Here is a 15,806-nt window from a genome sequence, read left to right as displayed (position 1 = left end):
GGCTATGCAGTAAGAAGCTTTTTACCTTTTACATGAGCAGCGATCTTTGTAATATCGGTAATATTTATCTTTCCGTCTTTATTTACATCAGCTGCTTTCTGCTTTTCAGCACTAAGTATCCTTTTACCTTTTACGTGTGCAGCAACAAGTGTAATATCGGTGATATTTATTTTACTATCGCCGTTTACATCGCCGAGTACAATCTTGGAACCCTCAGAGACCGTGAAAGTGACTGATACTTTTCCGCAGTAAAGGTTCGTTCCGTATATGGTAATGGTGTACTCGCCTGCATCTGTTACAAGGTAGTCACCTGACAGGTAATAATCCTGACCGGCAGTCAAAACATTTCCGTTAAGTGTTACTTTCGGGATAACCTGCTGTTCTTCGCCATTATAGACAAGGTCTTCGATCTCCACCTCAGCAGATTCGATGCTTGTGCGAGTCATGGGAACAGCCAGCCAGAACAGCTTGTCACCGTTGGCAACATTTGCGGTATCGAAGGGCAGAATACCATCTGCATCGGTTTTGAACTGATCGATATATACAAGATCATCGTTGGTAAGATTATGTTCATCTGATACAAAGCCGTAAACATTGTAAATACAATCGGGGAGAAGATCAGCAAAGGGATCAGTTTTTTCGGAAATATCTGCGTTGGTGTTCTGTGTGTAGGTCTCGAGCGAAGCAAGGTTTGCATATACATCGTCAAGTTTGACGGGGGTTGATGGATTTTTCTCCCATAAAAAACCTTTTCGGTCATAGATGCCACATCGCTCAGGATCACTATCACGTGTAATATTATGACCCCAAATATATATTTCATTATTATTATCGATACACATACTACAACAACCAAGATTAGTCACAGTTTTAATATTTCCTGCAACCTTAACGGGTGGATAATAATAATAATCTGAGTGATCTTTTGGAGTTATTCCTATACTACTGCCATTATTTAAATAAATAATAAGACCACTATCACTAATACCATAACCTTTCATATCTGGATACATATCTTTTAAATCGCGCATATCTGTATTATCGCCTACTTTGTAAAGATCTCCGTTATCAGCTAGTATCAATGCGTTAAGTGTAATTGAAGATGTGCTAACTTCTTTTATACCTGTCATGCGTATCTGATCTGAATAATCATAATCTTCGTAGGAATAATAATCATTATAAACACCTAGTGTATGAAGGTCTCCGTTATTAGTAATATAATATACACAAATAATTCCAAATTCAACATTTTTAACATCATCAGCTATCTTAGTTATATCATTATAACCAGAATCATACCCAGAATTAGGGATGCTTGCTAAATATCCCCACATATACAATTCATTTTTTTCTGTTATACATGCGCCAATATTATTAGAAAAAGAGTAAGAAATAGATCTGACATTTCTCAATTTAATGATAGTTCCTTTTTCATCATGAACATATAAATCTCCATTATTAGTGACATAAGTATAACGATTAATTACAGTATTATCTGAATTAGTATAGCTACTACCCAAACAAAAGTCCTTTACATTTTCAGCAATCAATGTTGGTCTTTCATATTTGTTTAAACCCCAAAAATATAAGTTATCATCTTTAGTAAGAATTGCAATAGTTGTATAAAGAATCTTAGCTTCTTTTACATTAGGAATGCTGTAATATTCGTAATTGGTACCTGATGTAAGAATACCCCAAATAAATAATGTGCCGCTTGCATCAATAAATCCCATGCAGCCTCCTGCTGATACTCCTTCAACCAGTTTCATGCCGTTACCCTTTTTATAGTTAAGCGTATTCTTTGTTCTGACAACGCTCAGATACTCAGGCACAGAGTCATCTTCCTTGGGGTCTGTTGGTTGATCGTCTTTCGGGGGATCGTCTTCTTTAGGCTTTGTTGAAGTGCCTTTATTCTTTTTCCTAAGTTTGCTCAATTCAATGTTGACTAACGTAGTATGGTTTTCAACACCAAATATATATGGCTCGTATTCCGTGCCCTCACTGTCTGTGATAAACGCAGCATATGAATAAGGAGAGATTGATGTAAGATATTTACTAATGTATTTAATTTTAGATGTTTTTTTCAAGTCTTTTAGTTCAACATTATCGTCTTTTGTAAGATCATATACGGGTTCAAATACGTAATCGCCTTTATTATAATCAAAATGGCGTTTTTTTATCGTAAGTGTTGCATCTTCATCACTTATCTTAAAATCTACAGCATAAGCCAATCTGGGGCAACGTCCCGGACCGCCATCACCTGTATCAAAAGAATAGTAAAAATCAATTAATACTTTTTTTCCTGATAAAAATTCACCAGATAAAAATTTATTTTTCTCACCAAATAATCTAGTTTCAATTCCAATGTTATATTTTATAGTATATTTGCCATCTATACATTTTTTACAGGCGTGTACAGATGAGACGTCACCTGCCAAATGCTGGAAGTACTCAGTTTCAATACCCAGCGAAACTTTAACGTGAAGTTTAAGTGCAAATGAATCAGAATCTATACCATTCAAGATCGCTATTTTGGGGCATGGGTCTATCGAAATTGAAATACTTCCGTCGATTTGAAAGCTGATTTCTTTTTTATATGGTATGTCAAATGTCTGAGTAGTTCCCTCATATGCTCGAACACCAGCCAATGACCATGCACAAAATTCCAGCTTAGCTGATAAATCTGCTTCAAATCCAATGACCGGTTCAAGTTTAAGACTTACTACTCCACCGAATGTTGCGACTGTAAATGAACCGAGATTAAATGATGCCGAACCTTTAATATTGACTGTAAGTGAACTTTTAAGATATATTTCTGCTTTGATTTCTGAATAATCAGCATTAGTTCCAGGGTAATCGGGATCCTCTGAAAAATGATATATTACAAGTGAAATATCAAAACCGGCTCCAATATTACCTTTCATATTAGCTGTTCCGCTGATTGAACATTTCTCACCATCTATTTCTTTTGTATTTCCATCCAAAAAGATATTATAATTAATGATTTCAAGACCCTTTTTAAAAGTAGTCTCGCTTCTTTCTATTACACCATTAAGCTCCTGATCATCTGTCTCTATATCACTTTCAGTTTCTTCTGTTTCATGTGTAACAAAATCAGGCAATGTAGAATCATCAAATTCTGCATCATCCAGATCAAAGTTCTGGTTTATCTTGACCATTCTGAACACATCTTCCAATTCAGCATGACTCTGTGATATAGTAACGGTATCACCCTCAACACTGATATCTCCTATCTTTACGATCACAATATCTTCAATTTCACCGACAGAGATAACATCTCCGGCTTTCAGTGATTTTACGCGATCACTTGCGTTTTTGAAAATGTATGTTTTCTCGGAGTTGGCAGAATTTTCTTTTACTGTCAGCTCACCATCTTCATCGTCAAGAAGAATTACATCATTGTTGTAAACAAGAAAATTATTGGTTTTGTCTTCATCAAGGTTGAGTACCTTATCTTCGTCAAAATCATCTGTTGTAAGCGCAAGGAAGTTCTGCATACCTTCAGTATACATCTTGTTTACATAAGCCTCGGAGAGAGGTCTGTATGTCACAGTATCTACCATAAACACTTTTAGAAGGAAATACTGCGGCATAGTATCGATGTTAATATCGATCTGTGCTGTGTTCATTCCAAACGGAACTTCCAACACACCTTTACCGAGCATTTCAGCACCGGTATCATCATAGATACCCACAATCATCGTGCAGTCGGTTTCGGCATGATATTCCACAGTTGTGGTCTTTCCACTGACAGAGGCAGACAATGTTGTGTAGTTGGAATTTTCGTTCTCATCATCTGCTGACGAAGCTAGTTCATCGGCAAGAATATCGCCTAACGAATTTCCGCTTTCAATCGTTAAGTCATCAGATACGACTTGTGGATTGGCTAAGTTGTTGTTTGTTTCGGTATCTTCTGCATATACAGGTACACAACCCAGCATCGAAAAAGCTAGTGTAAAGCCTGTAAGTGCAGAAATAAAACGTTTTACCATAAGCATCGCTCCTTTATATATTTGGTTATTCAATTATAACATATTTGTATTAAAAATCAATGTATATAATTTAAATTACTGATATTTAGGCAATTTAACCTATTATATATTTGCTTTAAACCTATTTTGATAATCGATCAGACAATTTCATTGATAATAGAAAGCCAAGGTTGGTTTGGCAAAGCGATAAATGAGATGTTTGATGCTTTCTGACATCAAAAATTCCATAAGAATTACTCTTATGTGGTGCTTAGCGTAAACAAAAGTGCAGCAGATGTTGATCTGCTGCACTTTGTGTGCCTAAAATATAGTGCATATTTTGGCAATAGAAGAAATATAGTTAGCCGAAATATGACATAAAAGGAAAGCTTTATTCTATTACTGTTTCAACGCCTTTTACTTTAAGTGCTTCTATAATTTCATCAGGAATATCACAATCAGTAACGAGCTTTTCCAGATTATTGATATTTAATAGATGTTCATAATCTATATCATTACATCCAAACAACTGTAGAATTGAAACTGATTGGATCATATCAAAATTTTTGATTTCGCCGCCTATATGAAGATACTCAATATTTGTCAGCTTGGATAATCCGGAAACATCAATCGTTTTATCTGAAATTAATGATATTCTTTTTAGGTTATCATTTTTTTCAATATTTCTGATGTTCAGGTCATTATCTGTGTCAATGTACAGTTCTTCAAGCTTACTAAGATCAGAAATATCATTTGTATCTGAAAAATCAGAATTTATAATAGAAATTTTTTCTAAATTAGTACATTCATTCAGATGTGACCAGTCATTACTGTGAAATGCAAAAGAAACAGCTTTTACATTATCATTAACTAAGTATTTAGTGTCAACATTTTTAGTAAAAGGAAAGACGGAAACACATAAGACTTCCAAATTGCTGCAATATTTTATACAACTAAGGTTATAAATATTCGGATTGAAAATCAGCGTTTCTTTAACATTGGAACAAGTTAGAAAATGTTTTTTTAACTTACCATCTAGTGAATCCTTATTATATATAAAAATTGGACGTCCTAAGAATGGGGTCAGGATTTTTATACAAAGTAAAACTATTACAATGCTTACTACAGCATTCCTTTTTTTAGTCCCATTTAAATTCATCATATTTTAAACCTTTAAATCTTTAATTTCTAATGGTTTAACCGTACATCTAATAAAATTATACATCTCTAACGGATTATCACACTCAACATATTTATTTACGTAGTGATTTGAATTCCATTTTGACCAAGCATAAACATTATTGGTTTTATATTGACTAGAATAATCTTTCATTTTAAGTTTTCGTTTGTGATTCATTTTAACCCTCCTAGTATAAATATTCATGCCGATAAGGCATGGCGAGTTACTCACAATAATAACACGCAAAGATTAGTATATCACGTTCAATTTAGAATGTCAATTAATTAACACACGAATTAGGATAATATACTTAATATTGTTAATCTACTAAATTACTACATTATATATTATACAATTGACTTGATGTACGAAAATTTACGCACTTCACGTTCAGTTAAAATTAATCGATTTCGTTGTTTAGTCTAAAAAATAGCCACACCCGAAGATGTGGCTATTAATCTGCTTTTGGTCATTGTATTTTTTTATGTTTCGAATAAAAGCTATGCTCTTTTTGATACAATTATATTCTGTCTGCCAAGTTAATTTATAAGCTTCTTACCCTTAACGTGCGCTGCTATCCTTGTGATATCGGAAACATTTACCACACCATCTCCATTGATATCTGCACGTTTCAGTTCCTCTGCTGACAGAAGTTTTTTACCCTTGGCGTGTGCAGCTGCCTTTGTGATATCGGTTATTGTTATGGAACCATCTCCGTTAACGTCGCCCTTGGTTATGGCAGTCTCGCCTTTCTTAACGATCTTGAATGATAGCGAGGCAGTTCCTGTATAGTTGCCCTTGCCTGTGATATTCACAGCAGCAGTACCGACATTTGTGTTGTTGGAGTATGAAACTGAGTAGTCAGAGCCGTTTGTAAGTGTCCTGCTGCCGTCGGTTATTGTAACCGTGGGTTTCTTGGCGGTGCCGTCGTAGGTATAGCTTGTCTGCGAAAGTTTTATGGTCAGATTGTTGATGTTCTTTTGGCTTATGGTGAAATTCTTGGTAACTGAACCTGTGTATGCACCCATTCCCCTTACCGTTACAGACGCTGTGCCAGCATCGGTGTTGTCAGAGTATACAACTTTATAATCTGTACCTTGGGTGAGAGTTTTTGAACCTATCTTTACTGTTACTGTCGGCTTTTTAGCAGTGCCGTCGTACACATATGAAGTCGCACTTAGGGTGACAGCATCAGCGGGTATCTTTGTCTGATTGGTCACAAGATTTACGGCATATTTGGAGATATCGGAGTTATACTGCGAGAGATCTTGTGTCAGGACAAGATTATATATCTTCTTGCTGTTTGTAAGTTTGACTGTCTGTGGGGAAGTACCGTTCATGTATACAGTGTTGCCGGAGCCAATGACTATTCTGTTTGATATGCAGTCAAAATTTCCGCCTACATACATCTTGCCCGCATTCATTTTGAGAGGATTTGATGCAGGACTTGCAGTATTCTTTACTATAAAGCTTCCGACTACATTAACAACATCATTGCTGTTTGTCATATCAAGACCTGCATCGGTTGATACAAGCTCGCCCTTGTTGGTGACGGTAGCGATCATGTAATCTTTGCTGATATTGAGTTTTCCTCCGCCGAGCTTTGTTGTGCCGCCCTGCGCCGTAAAATTGCCATAGATATTCAGCGTACCTCCGCCAAGTTCAATATCATTGGAATACTGGGTGACATTTCCTGTTATGTTTACAGTCTTTCCACCCATTAACATTTTGGAGATCTTCAGACCATTTTGAGTTCTGATATTCAGATCGGTAGCAAGAGGTGTTCTGGAGTAGAAATATCCCTCCATATCGATCGTTCTGTTATTGGTGACAGTGAGATTCGCTATCTCTCCGTTGTACGAACCTTTGATGGTCTGAGTTCCTGTACCATTGAGGTTAAGCACGGAAGTTCCCATCATGACAAAAGAATTTGTGTTTGTATCAGAAGAGATATAGTCGTAAACATTGCCTGCAACGTTTATTGTTCCCGCGGTGATAATATCGTATGTATACCATCCCTGACTGCCCACGGTGTTTGTCATTTTTGAATTTACGTTCCAAACCAGGTCACCTGAAATGGTTATGGATCCGGATGCGTTCTGCATCCTTATATAAGCATAAGAGCTTGCATTTTCCTTGCCGATGTACAGATTGCCCTTTACTATCAGTTTGCCTGTTCCGATATCCAGCATACCCGCAGTCATGTACAGGTCACCATTTACGGTTAGGGTATGTCCGTTGAGTATGATATCGCTGTTGGTTTCCAGCGAACCCGATACTGTCACATCCGATGTAAGGGTCTTGGGCGAAGTCAAGGTCTCAGCAGATGCGCTTATTACCCCCGCACCTTTCCAGACCTGTTCGATTGGGAGAACCGCTCCCGAAAAAGTCATGGTGACTGCCATGATGCCCGCCAGCATTCTTCTCATTTGAATTCCTCCGTTCATTATTTCCGATCTTATCTGCGCTCGAATCAGGTACTGTTACACCTTTATTATAGTAAACGACATTAGAAATTGAACTTTGAGAACGAGTAAAAGTTCGATTTATGCTTTTGCGAAGTTCGCAAAGTAGCAATTTCAATGTCGTTAATTATAAATACCGTGACCGCACAGCTTCTTTTCAATATAACAAAAAGGCAATACAAAAACGCATTGCCTTGAATACCGATATATCATCAGGAGATAACCCTCGGCAACCGGCTGTCATACCCTCACAGGCTTAGACCCTTGGCTTTGCGTCGCTGCTTTTAAGCAGTTTTGCCCTTATACTATTTTATTATATCTTCTTATGACCTGATTGTCAATATAATGACGGGTATCCGATACTACAAAAAAAGATGGGCATTTTCTACCATGTGCACAAATGGCTGAGGCAGATCGTTTTTTCTTGACAGACAGCTGTAGGTGCGGTATAATTAACTGAAATAATGTTTTGCTCTGGCGAGAAAAATTTTTTTGAAAATTTTTTTGGATCAAGTGTCACAATTTTATTTTCTCAGCTGTATATAGGTCAGAAAGGCAAATGAAGCTTACAATAAAGCCTTCAAAAACTATATCACAGAAAGAGGTAATTATTATGAAAAAGATGACAGCAATGGTAATGGCACTGGTTATGGCAGGTATGACAGCCTGCGGAAACGTGAACGAGATTTCTTCAAATGTTGGAGCAGCGGTCGAAAACAAAACTGAGGTACAGTATACCGATGAGCCCGTCGAACAGGAGCAGAATGAGAGCGGGGGTGCTGAAATGAGCGGTATTGACGGCGGCTGGATCATTCCCGAAGAGAGCGATATGGATAAGAATCCCGAAGCAAGGGCGGCAATTGAAAAGACTTATGTAAAAATGATGGATGTGGAATATGAGCCTGTTGCACTTCTCGGTAAACAGGTAGTTGCAGGAACGAACTACTGCATACTCTGCAAGGTGACTTCGCTATATAGCCATACACGGCAGACCTATGCGGTGTTCTATGTTTACGAAGACCTTGAGGGCAAGGCTGAGATAACTGATACCATGGATATAACTCTCGGCAATACCGAAACTGGATCAGCGGAAACAGGCGCTGAGAATATTGAGGGCGGCTGGAGCATTTCCGATGAGATAGCATTAGACAAGCATCCCGAAGCAAGTGCGGCACTTGAAAAGGCTCGTGAAACTTTGGTCGGTGCAGAATATGAGCCTGTTGCACTTCTCGGTACACAGGCGGTCGCAGGAACGAACTACTGCTTACTCTGCAAGGTGACTGCCGTTTGGGTCGAACAGCCGACCTATGTGCTGGTGTATGTTTATGAAGACCTCGATGGCAATGCAGAGATCACTTACACTACAGATTTTACTCTCGGTGATGCCGATGAAGAATATTCGGAAACAGGTGAGGAAATAATGGAGATGCCAAACCCCTGGGTAGAGTATTCCACTGTCGAGGAAGCAGGCCGGGAAGCGGGACTTGCGTTTAATGTCCCTGAAAAGCTTGGTGAAAACGGCATTTATCTTATACAGTCCTTCGACGGACTTGCTGAGGTAAGATACGGTTCAGAGGACGATCCTATAAGCTATCGCAAGGGCAGGGGAGCCGATGATATCTCTGGCGACTACAATGAATATAATGAGAAGGCAGCAATGCAGATAGATGATATGATCATAGAACTCCGCGGCAATGACGACAAGATGTATGGTGCAGTATGGAACGATGATGAGTACAGCTATTCCTACTATGTCATGAACGGAGCTTCACTTGAAACAGTTCAGGCAGATATCACTGCCCTTATAAACGAAAATAAAAAATAACAGGAGATCAATATGGAGATCGCATACCGGAATTATGCGCAGACGGTCTTTGAAAAGCTGCGGCAGATATGCTTTGCGGTGTATCTGCTGGCGGCAAAGCCGTTTATCAGAATGCGTTCGTCTGCAAGATCACAGACAGCGCAGGTACAGCACCTGCGCGAGGTGATGGACAGACACGGAAACCGAATATTAAGGCTTGCATATTCCTATGTACACAATATGCAGGACGCAGAGGAGATACTTCAGGACACCCTAATAAAACTGCTGGATTCAGCCCCCGATTTTGAGAGCGATGAGCATGAAAAGGCTTGGCTGATAAGAGTGGCGGCTAATCTTTCAAAGAACAGGATAGAGTACAACAAACTGCGTGACACAGACGAACTTAACGACGAACTGGTCGCTGAACAGCGCGAGGACCTGTCCTTTGTGTGGGAGGCGGTAAAGGAGCTTCCCGACAATTACCGCGAGGTCATACACCTGTTTTACGAGGAAGGATATCAGACCGACGAGATAGCAGATATCCTCGGGGAAACGGGTGCAAATATCCGAACAAGGCTGAAACGCGCAAGAGCGAAGCTCAAAGAGATACTTAAAGAGGAGTATGATTTCGGTGAGCAAGTATAACGAAATTATGGAACATATAGAACTGAACGATAAGATGCGGGAGCGCATAATCGGGAATATTGGCGCAAGGCAGAAGCGTAAGCGCATCAGCACGGCGGTCAAAATGATATCGGCTGCTGCGGCTTGCCTGGTGATAGCTGTGGGTGCGGCGGCTTTGCTCAACAGAGATAAAATTCCGCAGACACCCGATGAAAGTTCACCTAATGTCGCTAAGAATGACGAAGGTCAGGTAATAGCCGGTTCGGCAGATTCGGAGGACGGACAGACAGAGTACGGCTTTGATGTGCAGGAATATGGCGGCGCACAGGAACTTTCCGATGCTTTCGGAGTGAAGTTTCACGACATCAAAAATCTGCCCTTTGAGGTGACTGAGCAGAGCTATTCGGTGATGATCGGGGATTTTGCTGAGATAAACTACAACGGTGCAAATGGAGAATACTGCTGTATCCGCGCAGGCAAGGACACGGAAGATATCTCGGGGGACTACAACGAATACGGCACTGTAAAGGATAAAGATATCGACGGTACGACAGTAACTTTCAAGGGAAATGACAAGCAGTATTATCTCGCTGTGTGGATAAAGGACGGACATTTCTACTCGGTATCCCTGAGTGAAGGAACAGATGAACAGAAGATGACCGATCTGGTACGCGATGTGATGGGATAAATGAGGAGCAATATGGAAAATAAATCAAAAAACTATTTTCTTATCGTTGGGATAATTTTATGCTCGTTATCGGCTTTGATAGTAATACTGCGATATTTCGGTATCGCAGTATTACCGGAGCCGAGCAGTGCTTTCTGGACGATCTTTGCTGTTTCTGCTGTATCGTTTATTATTTTGATGTGCAGGAAAGCAAATAAGAAAAATGTGGTTCTGTTCATTGCAGGATTATTCATTTATTTCTTCATGTTTTTTGTATCACTGTTTAAAGTAGGTACGATCGGAGGGACTGAGCATTTTAACACGATAAGTTCTGATGATGGAAAGCATACAGTTGTTGTACATGAATTTCAGAGACCTATCCACAGTGGATTTGCGATATACAGAAAAGTTTTTTTGAATGTATATATATGCGAACATTGGACTGATGTAAGGACAGGATATTTCCCATTTGAAAACGGTGACTGTAAATACGAATGGGATAATGATACGCTGAATATCTCTTTCAGAAGAGATGAAAATGTTGGGTACGAGACAGTTACTATTGTTTTCTGAGTTTGGCTTTTGTTGATGGCAGACGATTTTTCAGCTAAAATATTACGTTGGAGGAAATACAATGAATGAAAAAGTTCAGAAAGTGCTTGACCTGATAAACAGCTCTGAGAAGAAAGTGGTCATACTTCCTCATGATGACAGCATTGGCGAAAGTATAAAAGTGAAGTATCAGATCAACCCTGAAAGCGTCCTTGGTATAGTGCTGGAACACACAGGCGGTATCGTGATAGACGACTGGATAAGGGTCTACGGTTCGGGCGAACTTGATCTTATGGCAAGGAATGATCTGTTCCCCTATGATGATCTTGTGGTCGGTGAAGATATACTTGGTGGTCTGTTCATTTATCTGAACAACGGAAATATCGGCTATTTTGCACCCGATTCTCTTGCGGTAGAAGATATGGAGATCGGGTACGGAAATTTCCTGTCATGGTGTCTGCACGGTGATACTGACAGATACTACACCGACTATCGCTGGGACGGCTGGCAGGACGAAACAGCGGGTCTGAGCCTTGATTCGGGAATATCCTTTTACCCGTTCCTGTGGGCAAAAGCAGATAGCTTTGAAAGCAGAAAACGCTCGGTGATATCCATGAAAGAGATCATCGGGATGGAGATGGAGTTTCTGAAACAGCTTTGATCTGAAATTTGTATGAGTGTCAATATGGAGAGATTTATTAGCTTGACATATGATAAGGAGTAGAGTATACTATATTTTGAGATCAATAAAAGAAGGTGACGTCTGTGATATCGAAGCTGTATAATGACCGTGCCTCGTCGGTTCAGATATATCTTATTTTTTCTGAGGAGAAGAAAGAGAAAATAATGGATGATATCAAAGAGCACTATAAAAACATAGGCGAAGAACTACCATTTGATCCTGATAAATACGAAGTTTTTATGCTGGATGAAAACAGCGACCCGCTTTTGGAAAATCAGACCGACGGCAGTGTCATAACAATAGCCAAGAAGAGCTCATACACCAAATATGATCTGAGGCTCGGCGGATACAAAAGTGTCGAAGCTGCCGTCTTTGCACAGCTCATTCAATTTGCATCGGAATATATAGGTGCGTTGGGCTACTGCGATTATGATGAATTCAGGGAAGATTATAAAGAGGGTATAGAAGCCTTTGAAAAGTACTTCCCCTATGAGTGGGTCAGGGAACTGTGGCGAATCTACGAAGACTCATTTGAAACTGTTTATCATATGCCAAGTCTGCTCAACTGGCAAGATGTTATCCCTATCCTGAAAAAACACGGCATATGCTCAAAACATTCATTATAGTCCGTATCGCAGAGACAGAGCGATTTTATCGACAAGCTTGATCGTCATATAATAATGAAAAATCTCCCCATGTATTATTGAAAAATAATACATGGGGAGAAATTATTATTATGGTATAAACCATGTAAATGCTAAATACAGATAGGGAAGTGTCGTCATTACTGTATTATAGACAAACAGCTTGTTCCCGATTTTCTTCTTTTTGAATAGGAACAAATTGCATAGCAGGCTTAAAACAATATGGATAAGACCTATTGCAAGGATAACCCGATGCAGGCTCAAATCCTGAAATTTTCCGTCATTCCCGGTTGAGTCAAACCATATAATGATAAACCATCCAAGCAGATCGTTCATCAGGTAAACGATAATATCTGTCAGTGTGATCGTTTTGCTGTTCTTCATATTTTACTCCTATCGATCTCAGTTTTGTTACAACACAAAAGTGAAAACGGACTAGATCTATGCATCACCTTTAACATATTTCACAGCCCACTCCAATTCATAATCCTGCTTGTCGCGGAAAATCTTCATAGCCGCGTCGCGGTCGAAGGGGATATGTACCTCAACAGGATTGCGGCTTACACGGTCGGACTTGACATCGATGTTAGGCTCGCCGTCCTCGTTAAGTATCAGACCTGTGGGGTAATATACTGTAACTATGCCCTCGGACAAAGTGCTTATACCGCCTGTTTCCTGGTTGCATCCGCAGGGGTCGGTGATGCCTGCAACGGTAACATTCGGGAGCTTTGAAAGATACAGCGAGAAACCGTCACCTGCGCTGCAGCATTCATAATTGGTCAGCGCAACGATTTTAAGATCGGCAAATTCGCCTGTGCCGTGTATGCAGTGATCGGACACACAGGTGTATTTTCCGTCCTTGCGTATGCCCAGACCCTGACCGTACCAGTCCTTGTCCGTCAGCAGATCGCACAGCGCTGTGGCTATCTCGTCGAAACCGCCCTCGTTGTTGCGCAGGTCAATGACAAGGTATTCCATACCCTGGGATCTCAGATAATTCAGCTTTTCACGGAACATCTCTCTGGCATATTTCTGATCGCCTGTCAGATATCCGGATAAATTCCGGAATGTAGAACCCATAGTCTCAGCGACAACTTTCAGATAGCCGCAGTTGTCATCGAGCATTTTTGTGCTGAAATTCTCCGCCAGAAATTTCTCCTCATCGATGGGCATTTCTATCCCTCTGAAAGCAGCCATTTCCTCACGCTTGGTATCAACGCCCTCCTTAGCGGACACTGTTACTGTCTGCTCATTTCCGTTTTTATCAAGGAAAGAAACATCAAGTGTATCACCGCCTGCAAGGTCGAGATTCATCACATCGACTATCTCCTCGTTGGTCTTTACAGGTGTACCGAGGTTGGGGACATCTTCCTCAGCCGCCTGCAAAACAGGCTTGCCGTTCCATCTTGTGATAACAGTTCCGTCCTCTATGCCGAGACTGTTCGCAGTTTCATCGGTGCAAACTGCTATGACCTCACCGCTGTCCAGCTTGACTGTTGCGAAACCGTAATCGTGAGGTGTTATGACCGATGTGTAGTCATCATCGTCAAAATCCGCCTCAACACCGATGTGACCGTCGTGCAGTTCACAGCAGAACATCATTACAGCATCGGCAAACTTGCCCTGACTCTGCTCCTTTTCGGCTTCCTCCACCATGGGCATATACTTTTCTTCAAGTGCCGCAAGATCCACATCTTTCCATTCTTTCAGAACATAGTGCTTGTCCATATCCATGACCAGCGAATGGAATGATTCAGTGTAGCTTTCCCTTGTATGATTGAATATGAGGGGTGAAGATGCACAGAAATAAAATCCGCAAAGGCAGGACAAAATGCCTGTCAGCACAGCGGCTATGCGGTAGCCTGTCCTGCGTTTTGCAAACAGCATGGGTATCAGCATGAGCAATGCGATGATGTACATTGCATAGAATCCGCCGAGAAACGACGGTGCGCCCACAACATATATTCCTGCATGAACTGCGCAGATAAGCATCGGCACAAGACAAAGCAGCCGCCATTTGCTGAGCCCCTTTGTGTTATCTTTCCAGCGGTGATGAAGTACCGCGAGCATCAGCATTGTCAGCAGTACAGCCCCACACCATATTATATGTGTCACATTCGCCGTGGCAAATAAGTGCCGAAGCGCTCCGATAAAATTATCCATTTTGATATCTCCTTTGGGTTTTATTTAAATTGTGTATACCCCGACATTTCGTTAGCCCATAAGCTTTTTCTTTTTGAATGATCGAAATCATACATAGTTTTCTCCCATAAAGGCTTTCTTCTATATTATACCTATGCTAAGGTGAAAAGTCAAGAAATTATGAGAATTATATGACATGGTGTTCATGAACTCAGAAGTCACATTTCTCATGGCTTCATCGTTATGGATCCACAGACGATTTTGACTGATGTTAGGCGTCAATTATCTTAGGGAAAAACATTGGCGTAAAATCTAAAAATACGCAATGAACTGTGATTTAACAGTCCTTTCGTCAATGAGAATATTTTGCTACAAGCGTCAGCGGTCGTGATTATCAGATATAGGGTGAGACATGTGTTAATATATTTTTCGATGAATGATATAAATGATGTATATACCGTCTCTCCAGAGCCATCTGCACGGACTTTCTGTATATGCCGACCCCAAAACCGCAACTGCACGGACTTGGAACCGCATGCCCACGGTCGTTGACCGCACTTTCAAAAATCCTGTATAATATTCATAGCACACAGCAATGTGTGACTTGAATACAGGTGGTTCGGATATGACGAACTATCGAAAGATCTTGGAGATGCATTCTGTATATACCGTCCTTCCAGAACTTTTTTCTGCATATTGACAATTATCATTTTTTTGTGGTATAATGTATAAAATTTAAAAAGAACAAAAAAAGATATGGAGCTTCCTGTAACCAAACAAATCAAGGGGTTGCAAAAAAGAACACCTCAGTGTAGAATGTAAATACTGACGATGCGAAAGTTAGTAATACAAACTACAGAAAGGTGTCCTCTATATGTATTATACACAAAATGAAAAGATTTTGCAAGTAGGAGAAGAAAAAATAATTGTCGGGATCGATGTAGGCAGCGAAAAGCACTATGCCAGAGCATTTGACTGGAGAGGGATGGAGTATTCAAAGAAGGCCTATGTGTTCACAAATGACGCAGAAGGATTCGCAGGCTTTTTTGAATGG

The 15,806-nt window shown here is 40.1% G+C and carries 11 protein-coding genes, 1 pseudogene and 1 riboswitch; of the genes and pseudogenes, 7 read left to right on the top strand and 5 right to left on the bottom strand.

Annotated elements, in window-relative coordinates; genetic code table 11:
• Positions 1-2: 2 nt before the first annotated feature.
• From BM265_RS20650 to BM265_RS20055, 3 genes are all read right to left on the bottom strand, one after another.
• A complete protein-coding gene (locus BM265_RS20650; RefSeq protein ID WP_143098708.1) occupies positions 3-4,013 on the bottom strand; it encodes a dockerin type I repeat-containing protein in 4,011 nt (1,336 codons plus the stop codon).
• A 370-nt stretch (positions 4,014-4,383) separates the two neighbouring features.
• Positions 4,384-5,151, bottom strand: a complete 768-nt coding sequence (locus BM265_RS10030; protein ID WP_074961452.1) for a hypothetical protein — start codon at positions 5,149-5,151, stop codon at positions 4,384-4,386.
• A gap of 560 nt (positions 5,152-5,711) precedes the next feature.
• Positions 5,712-7,601, bottom strand: a complete 1,890-nt coding sequence (locus BM265_RS20055) for a dockerin type I domain-containing protein (RefSeq protein ID WP_242940822.1) — start codon at positions 7,599-7,601, stop codon at positions 5,712-5,714.
• Positions 7,602-7,862: 261 nt separating this feature from the next.
• Positions 7,863-7,946, bottom strand: a riboswitch (cyclic di-GMP riboswitch).
• A 304-nt stretch (positions 7,947-8,250) separates the two neighbouring features.
• Between BM265_RS20055 and BM265_RS10015 the strand changes: the two genes are divergently transcribed.
• The 6 genes from BM265_RS10015 to BM265_RS09990 all read left to right on the top strand — a co-directional run bounded on the left by BM265_RS10015 (position 8,251) and on the right by BM265_RS09990 (position 12,592).
• The gene (locus BM265_RS10015; RefSeq protein ID WP_074961448.1) at positions 8,251-9,462 is read left to right on the top strand and encodes a hypothetical protein; all 1,212 of its coding nucleotides are present in this window, start codon (positions 8,251-8,253) and stop codon (positions 9,460-9,462) included.
• Positions 9,463-9,474: 12 nt separating this feature from the next.
• Positions 9,475-10,086 carry an RNA polymerase sigma factor gene (locus tag BM265_RS10010; RefSeq protein WP_242940821.1) on the top strand — a complete coding sequence of 204 codons (612 nt, stop codon included), beginning with the start codon at positions 9,475-9,477 and terminating at the stop codon, positions 10,084-10,086.
• The gene (locus BM265_RS10005; RefSeq protein WP_074961446.1) at positions 10,073-10,753 is read left to right on the top strand and encodes a hypothetical protein; all 681 of its coding nucleotides are present in this window, start codon (positions 10,073-10,075) and stop codon (positions 10,751-10,753) included. The genes BM265_RS10010 and BM265_RS10005 overlap by 14 nt, the downstream gene beginning before the upstream one ends.
• Positions 10,754-10,765: 12 nt before the next feature.
• The gene (locus BM265_RS10000; protein WP_074961444.1) at positions 10,766-11,305 is read left to right on the top strand and encodes a hypothetical protein; all 540 of its coding nucleotides are present in this window, start codon (positions 10,766-10,768) and stop codon (positions 11,303-11,305) included.
• Between the two features lie 61 nt (positions 11,306-11,366).
• Entirely contained in the window at positions 11,367-11,945 is a 579-nt protein-coding gene (locus BM265_RS09995) for a DUF2625 family protein (protein WP_074961442.1), read from the top strand.
• Positions 11,946-12,130: 185 nt separating this feature from the next.
• The gene (locus BM265_RS09990) at positions 12,131-12,592 is read left to right on the top strand and encodes a hypothetical protein (protein ID WP_177219569.1); all 462 of its coding nucleotides are present in this window, start codon (positions 12,131-12,133) and stop codon (positions 12,590-12,592) included.
• 108 nt (positions 12,593-12,700) lie between these two features.
• Here the strand turns inward: BM265_RS09990 and BM265_RS09985 are convergent, their stop codons facing one another.
• Both BM265_RS09985 and BM265_RS09980 read right to left on the bottom strand, forming a co-directional pair.
• A complete protein-coding gene (locus BM265_RS09985) occupies positions 12,701-12,994 on the bottom strand; it encodes a hypothetical protein (RefSeq protein ID WP_074961438.1) in 294 nt (97 codons plus the stop codon).
• 57 nt (positions 12,995-13,051) lie between these two features.
• On the bottom strand, positions 13,052-14,773 hold the full coding sequence (locus tag BM265_RS09980) for a S41 family peptidase (protein ID WP_074961437.1): 1,722 nt from the start codon (positions 14,771-14,773) through the stop codon (positions 13,052-13,054).
• 853 nt (positions 14,774-15,626) lie between these two features.
• Between BM265_RS09980 and BM265_RS09975 the strand changes: the two are divergent.
• Positions 15,627-15,806, top strand: a pseudogene (locus tag BM265_RS09975) (IS110 family transposase); the annotation flags it as partial.

Source organism: Hominimerdicola alba (genome assembly GCF_900112155.1).
Taxonomy (GTDB): domain Bacteria; phylum Bacillota; class Clostridia; order Oscillospirales; family Ruminococcaceae; genus Hominimerdicola; species Hominimerdicola alba_D.
Note: the sequence above shows the minus strand (reverse complement) of the source record. Positions and strands in the feature narration are given on the sequence as shown.

Excerpts from the sequence above, each read along its gene's own strand:
- BM265_RS10030 (WP_074961452.1), bottom strand. The coding sequence starts at position 5,151 with ATGAATTTAAATGGGACTAAAAAAAGGAATGCTGTAGTAAGCATTGTA.
- BM265_RS20055 (WP_242940822.1), bottom strand. The coding sequence starts at position 7,601 with ATGAGAAGAATGCTGGCGGGCATCATGGCAGTCACCATGACTTTTTCG.
- BM265_RS20650 (WP_143098708.1), bottom strand. The coding sequence starts at position 4,013 with ATGGTAAAACGTTTTATTTCTGCACTTACAGGCTTTACACTAGCTTTT.
- BM265_RS09980 (WP_074961437.1), bottom strand. The coding sequence starts at position 14,773 with ATGGATAATTTTATCGGAGCGCTTCGGCACTTATTTGCCACGGCGAAT.
- BM265_RS09985 (WP_074961438.1), bottom strand. The coding sequence starts at position 12,994 with ATGAAGAACAGCAAAACGATCACACTGACAGATATTATCGTTTACCTG.
- BM265_RS10015 (WP_074961448.1), top strand. The coding sequence starts at position 8,251 with ATGAAAAAGATGACAGCAATGGTAATGGCACTGGTTATGGCAGGTATG.
- BM265_RS09995 (WP_074961442.1), top strand. The coding sequence starts at position 11,367 with ATGAATGAAAAAGTTCAGAAAGTGCTTGACCTGATAAACAGCTCTGAG.
- BM265_RS09990 (WP_177219569.1), top strand. The coding sequence starts at position 12,131 with ATGGATGATATCAAAGAGCACTATAAAAACATAGGCGAAGAACTACCA.
- BM265_RS10010 (WP_242940821.1), top strand. The coding sequence starts at position 9,475 with ATGGAGATCGCATACCGGAATTATGCGCAGACGGTCTTTGAAAAGCTG.
- BM265_RS10000 (WP_074961444.1), top strand. The coding sequence starts at position 10,766 with ATGGAAAATAAATCAAAAAACTATTTTCTTATCGTTGGGATAATTTTA.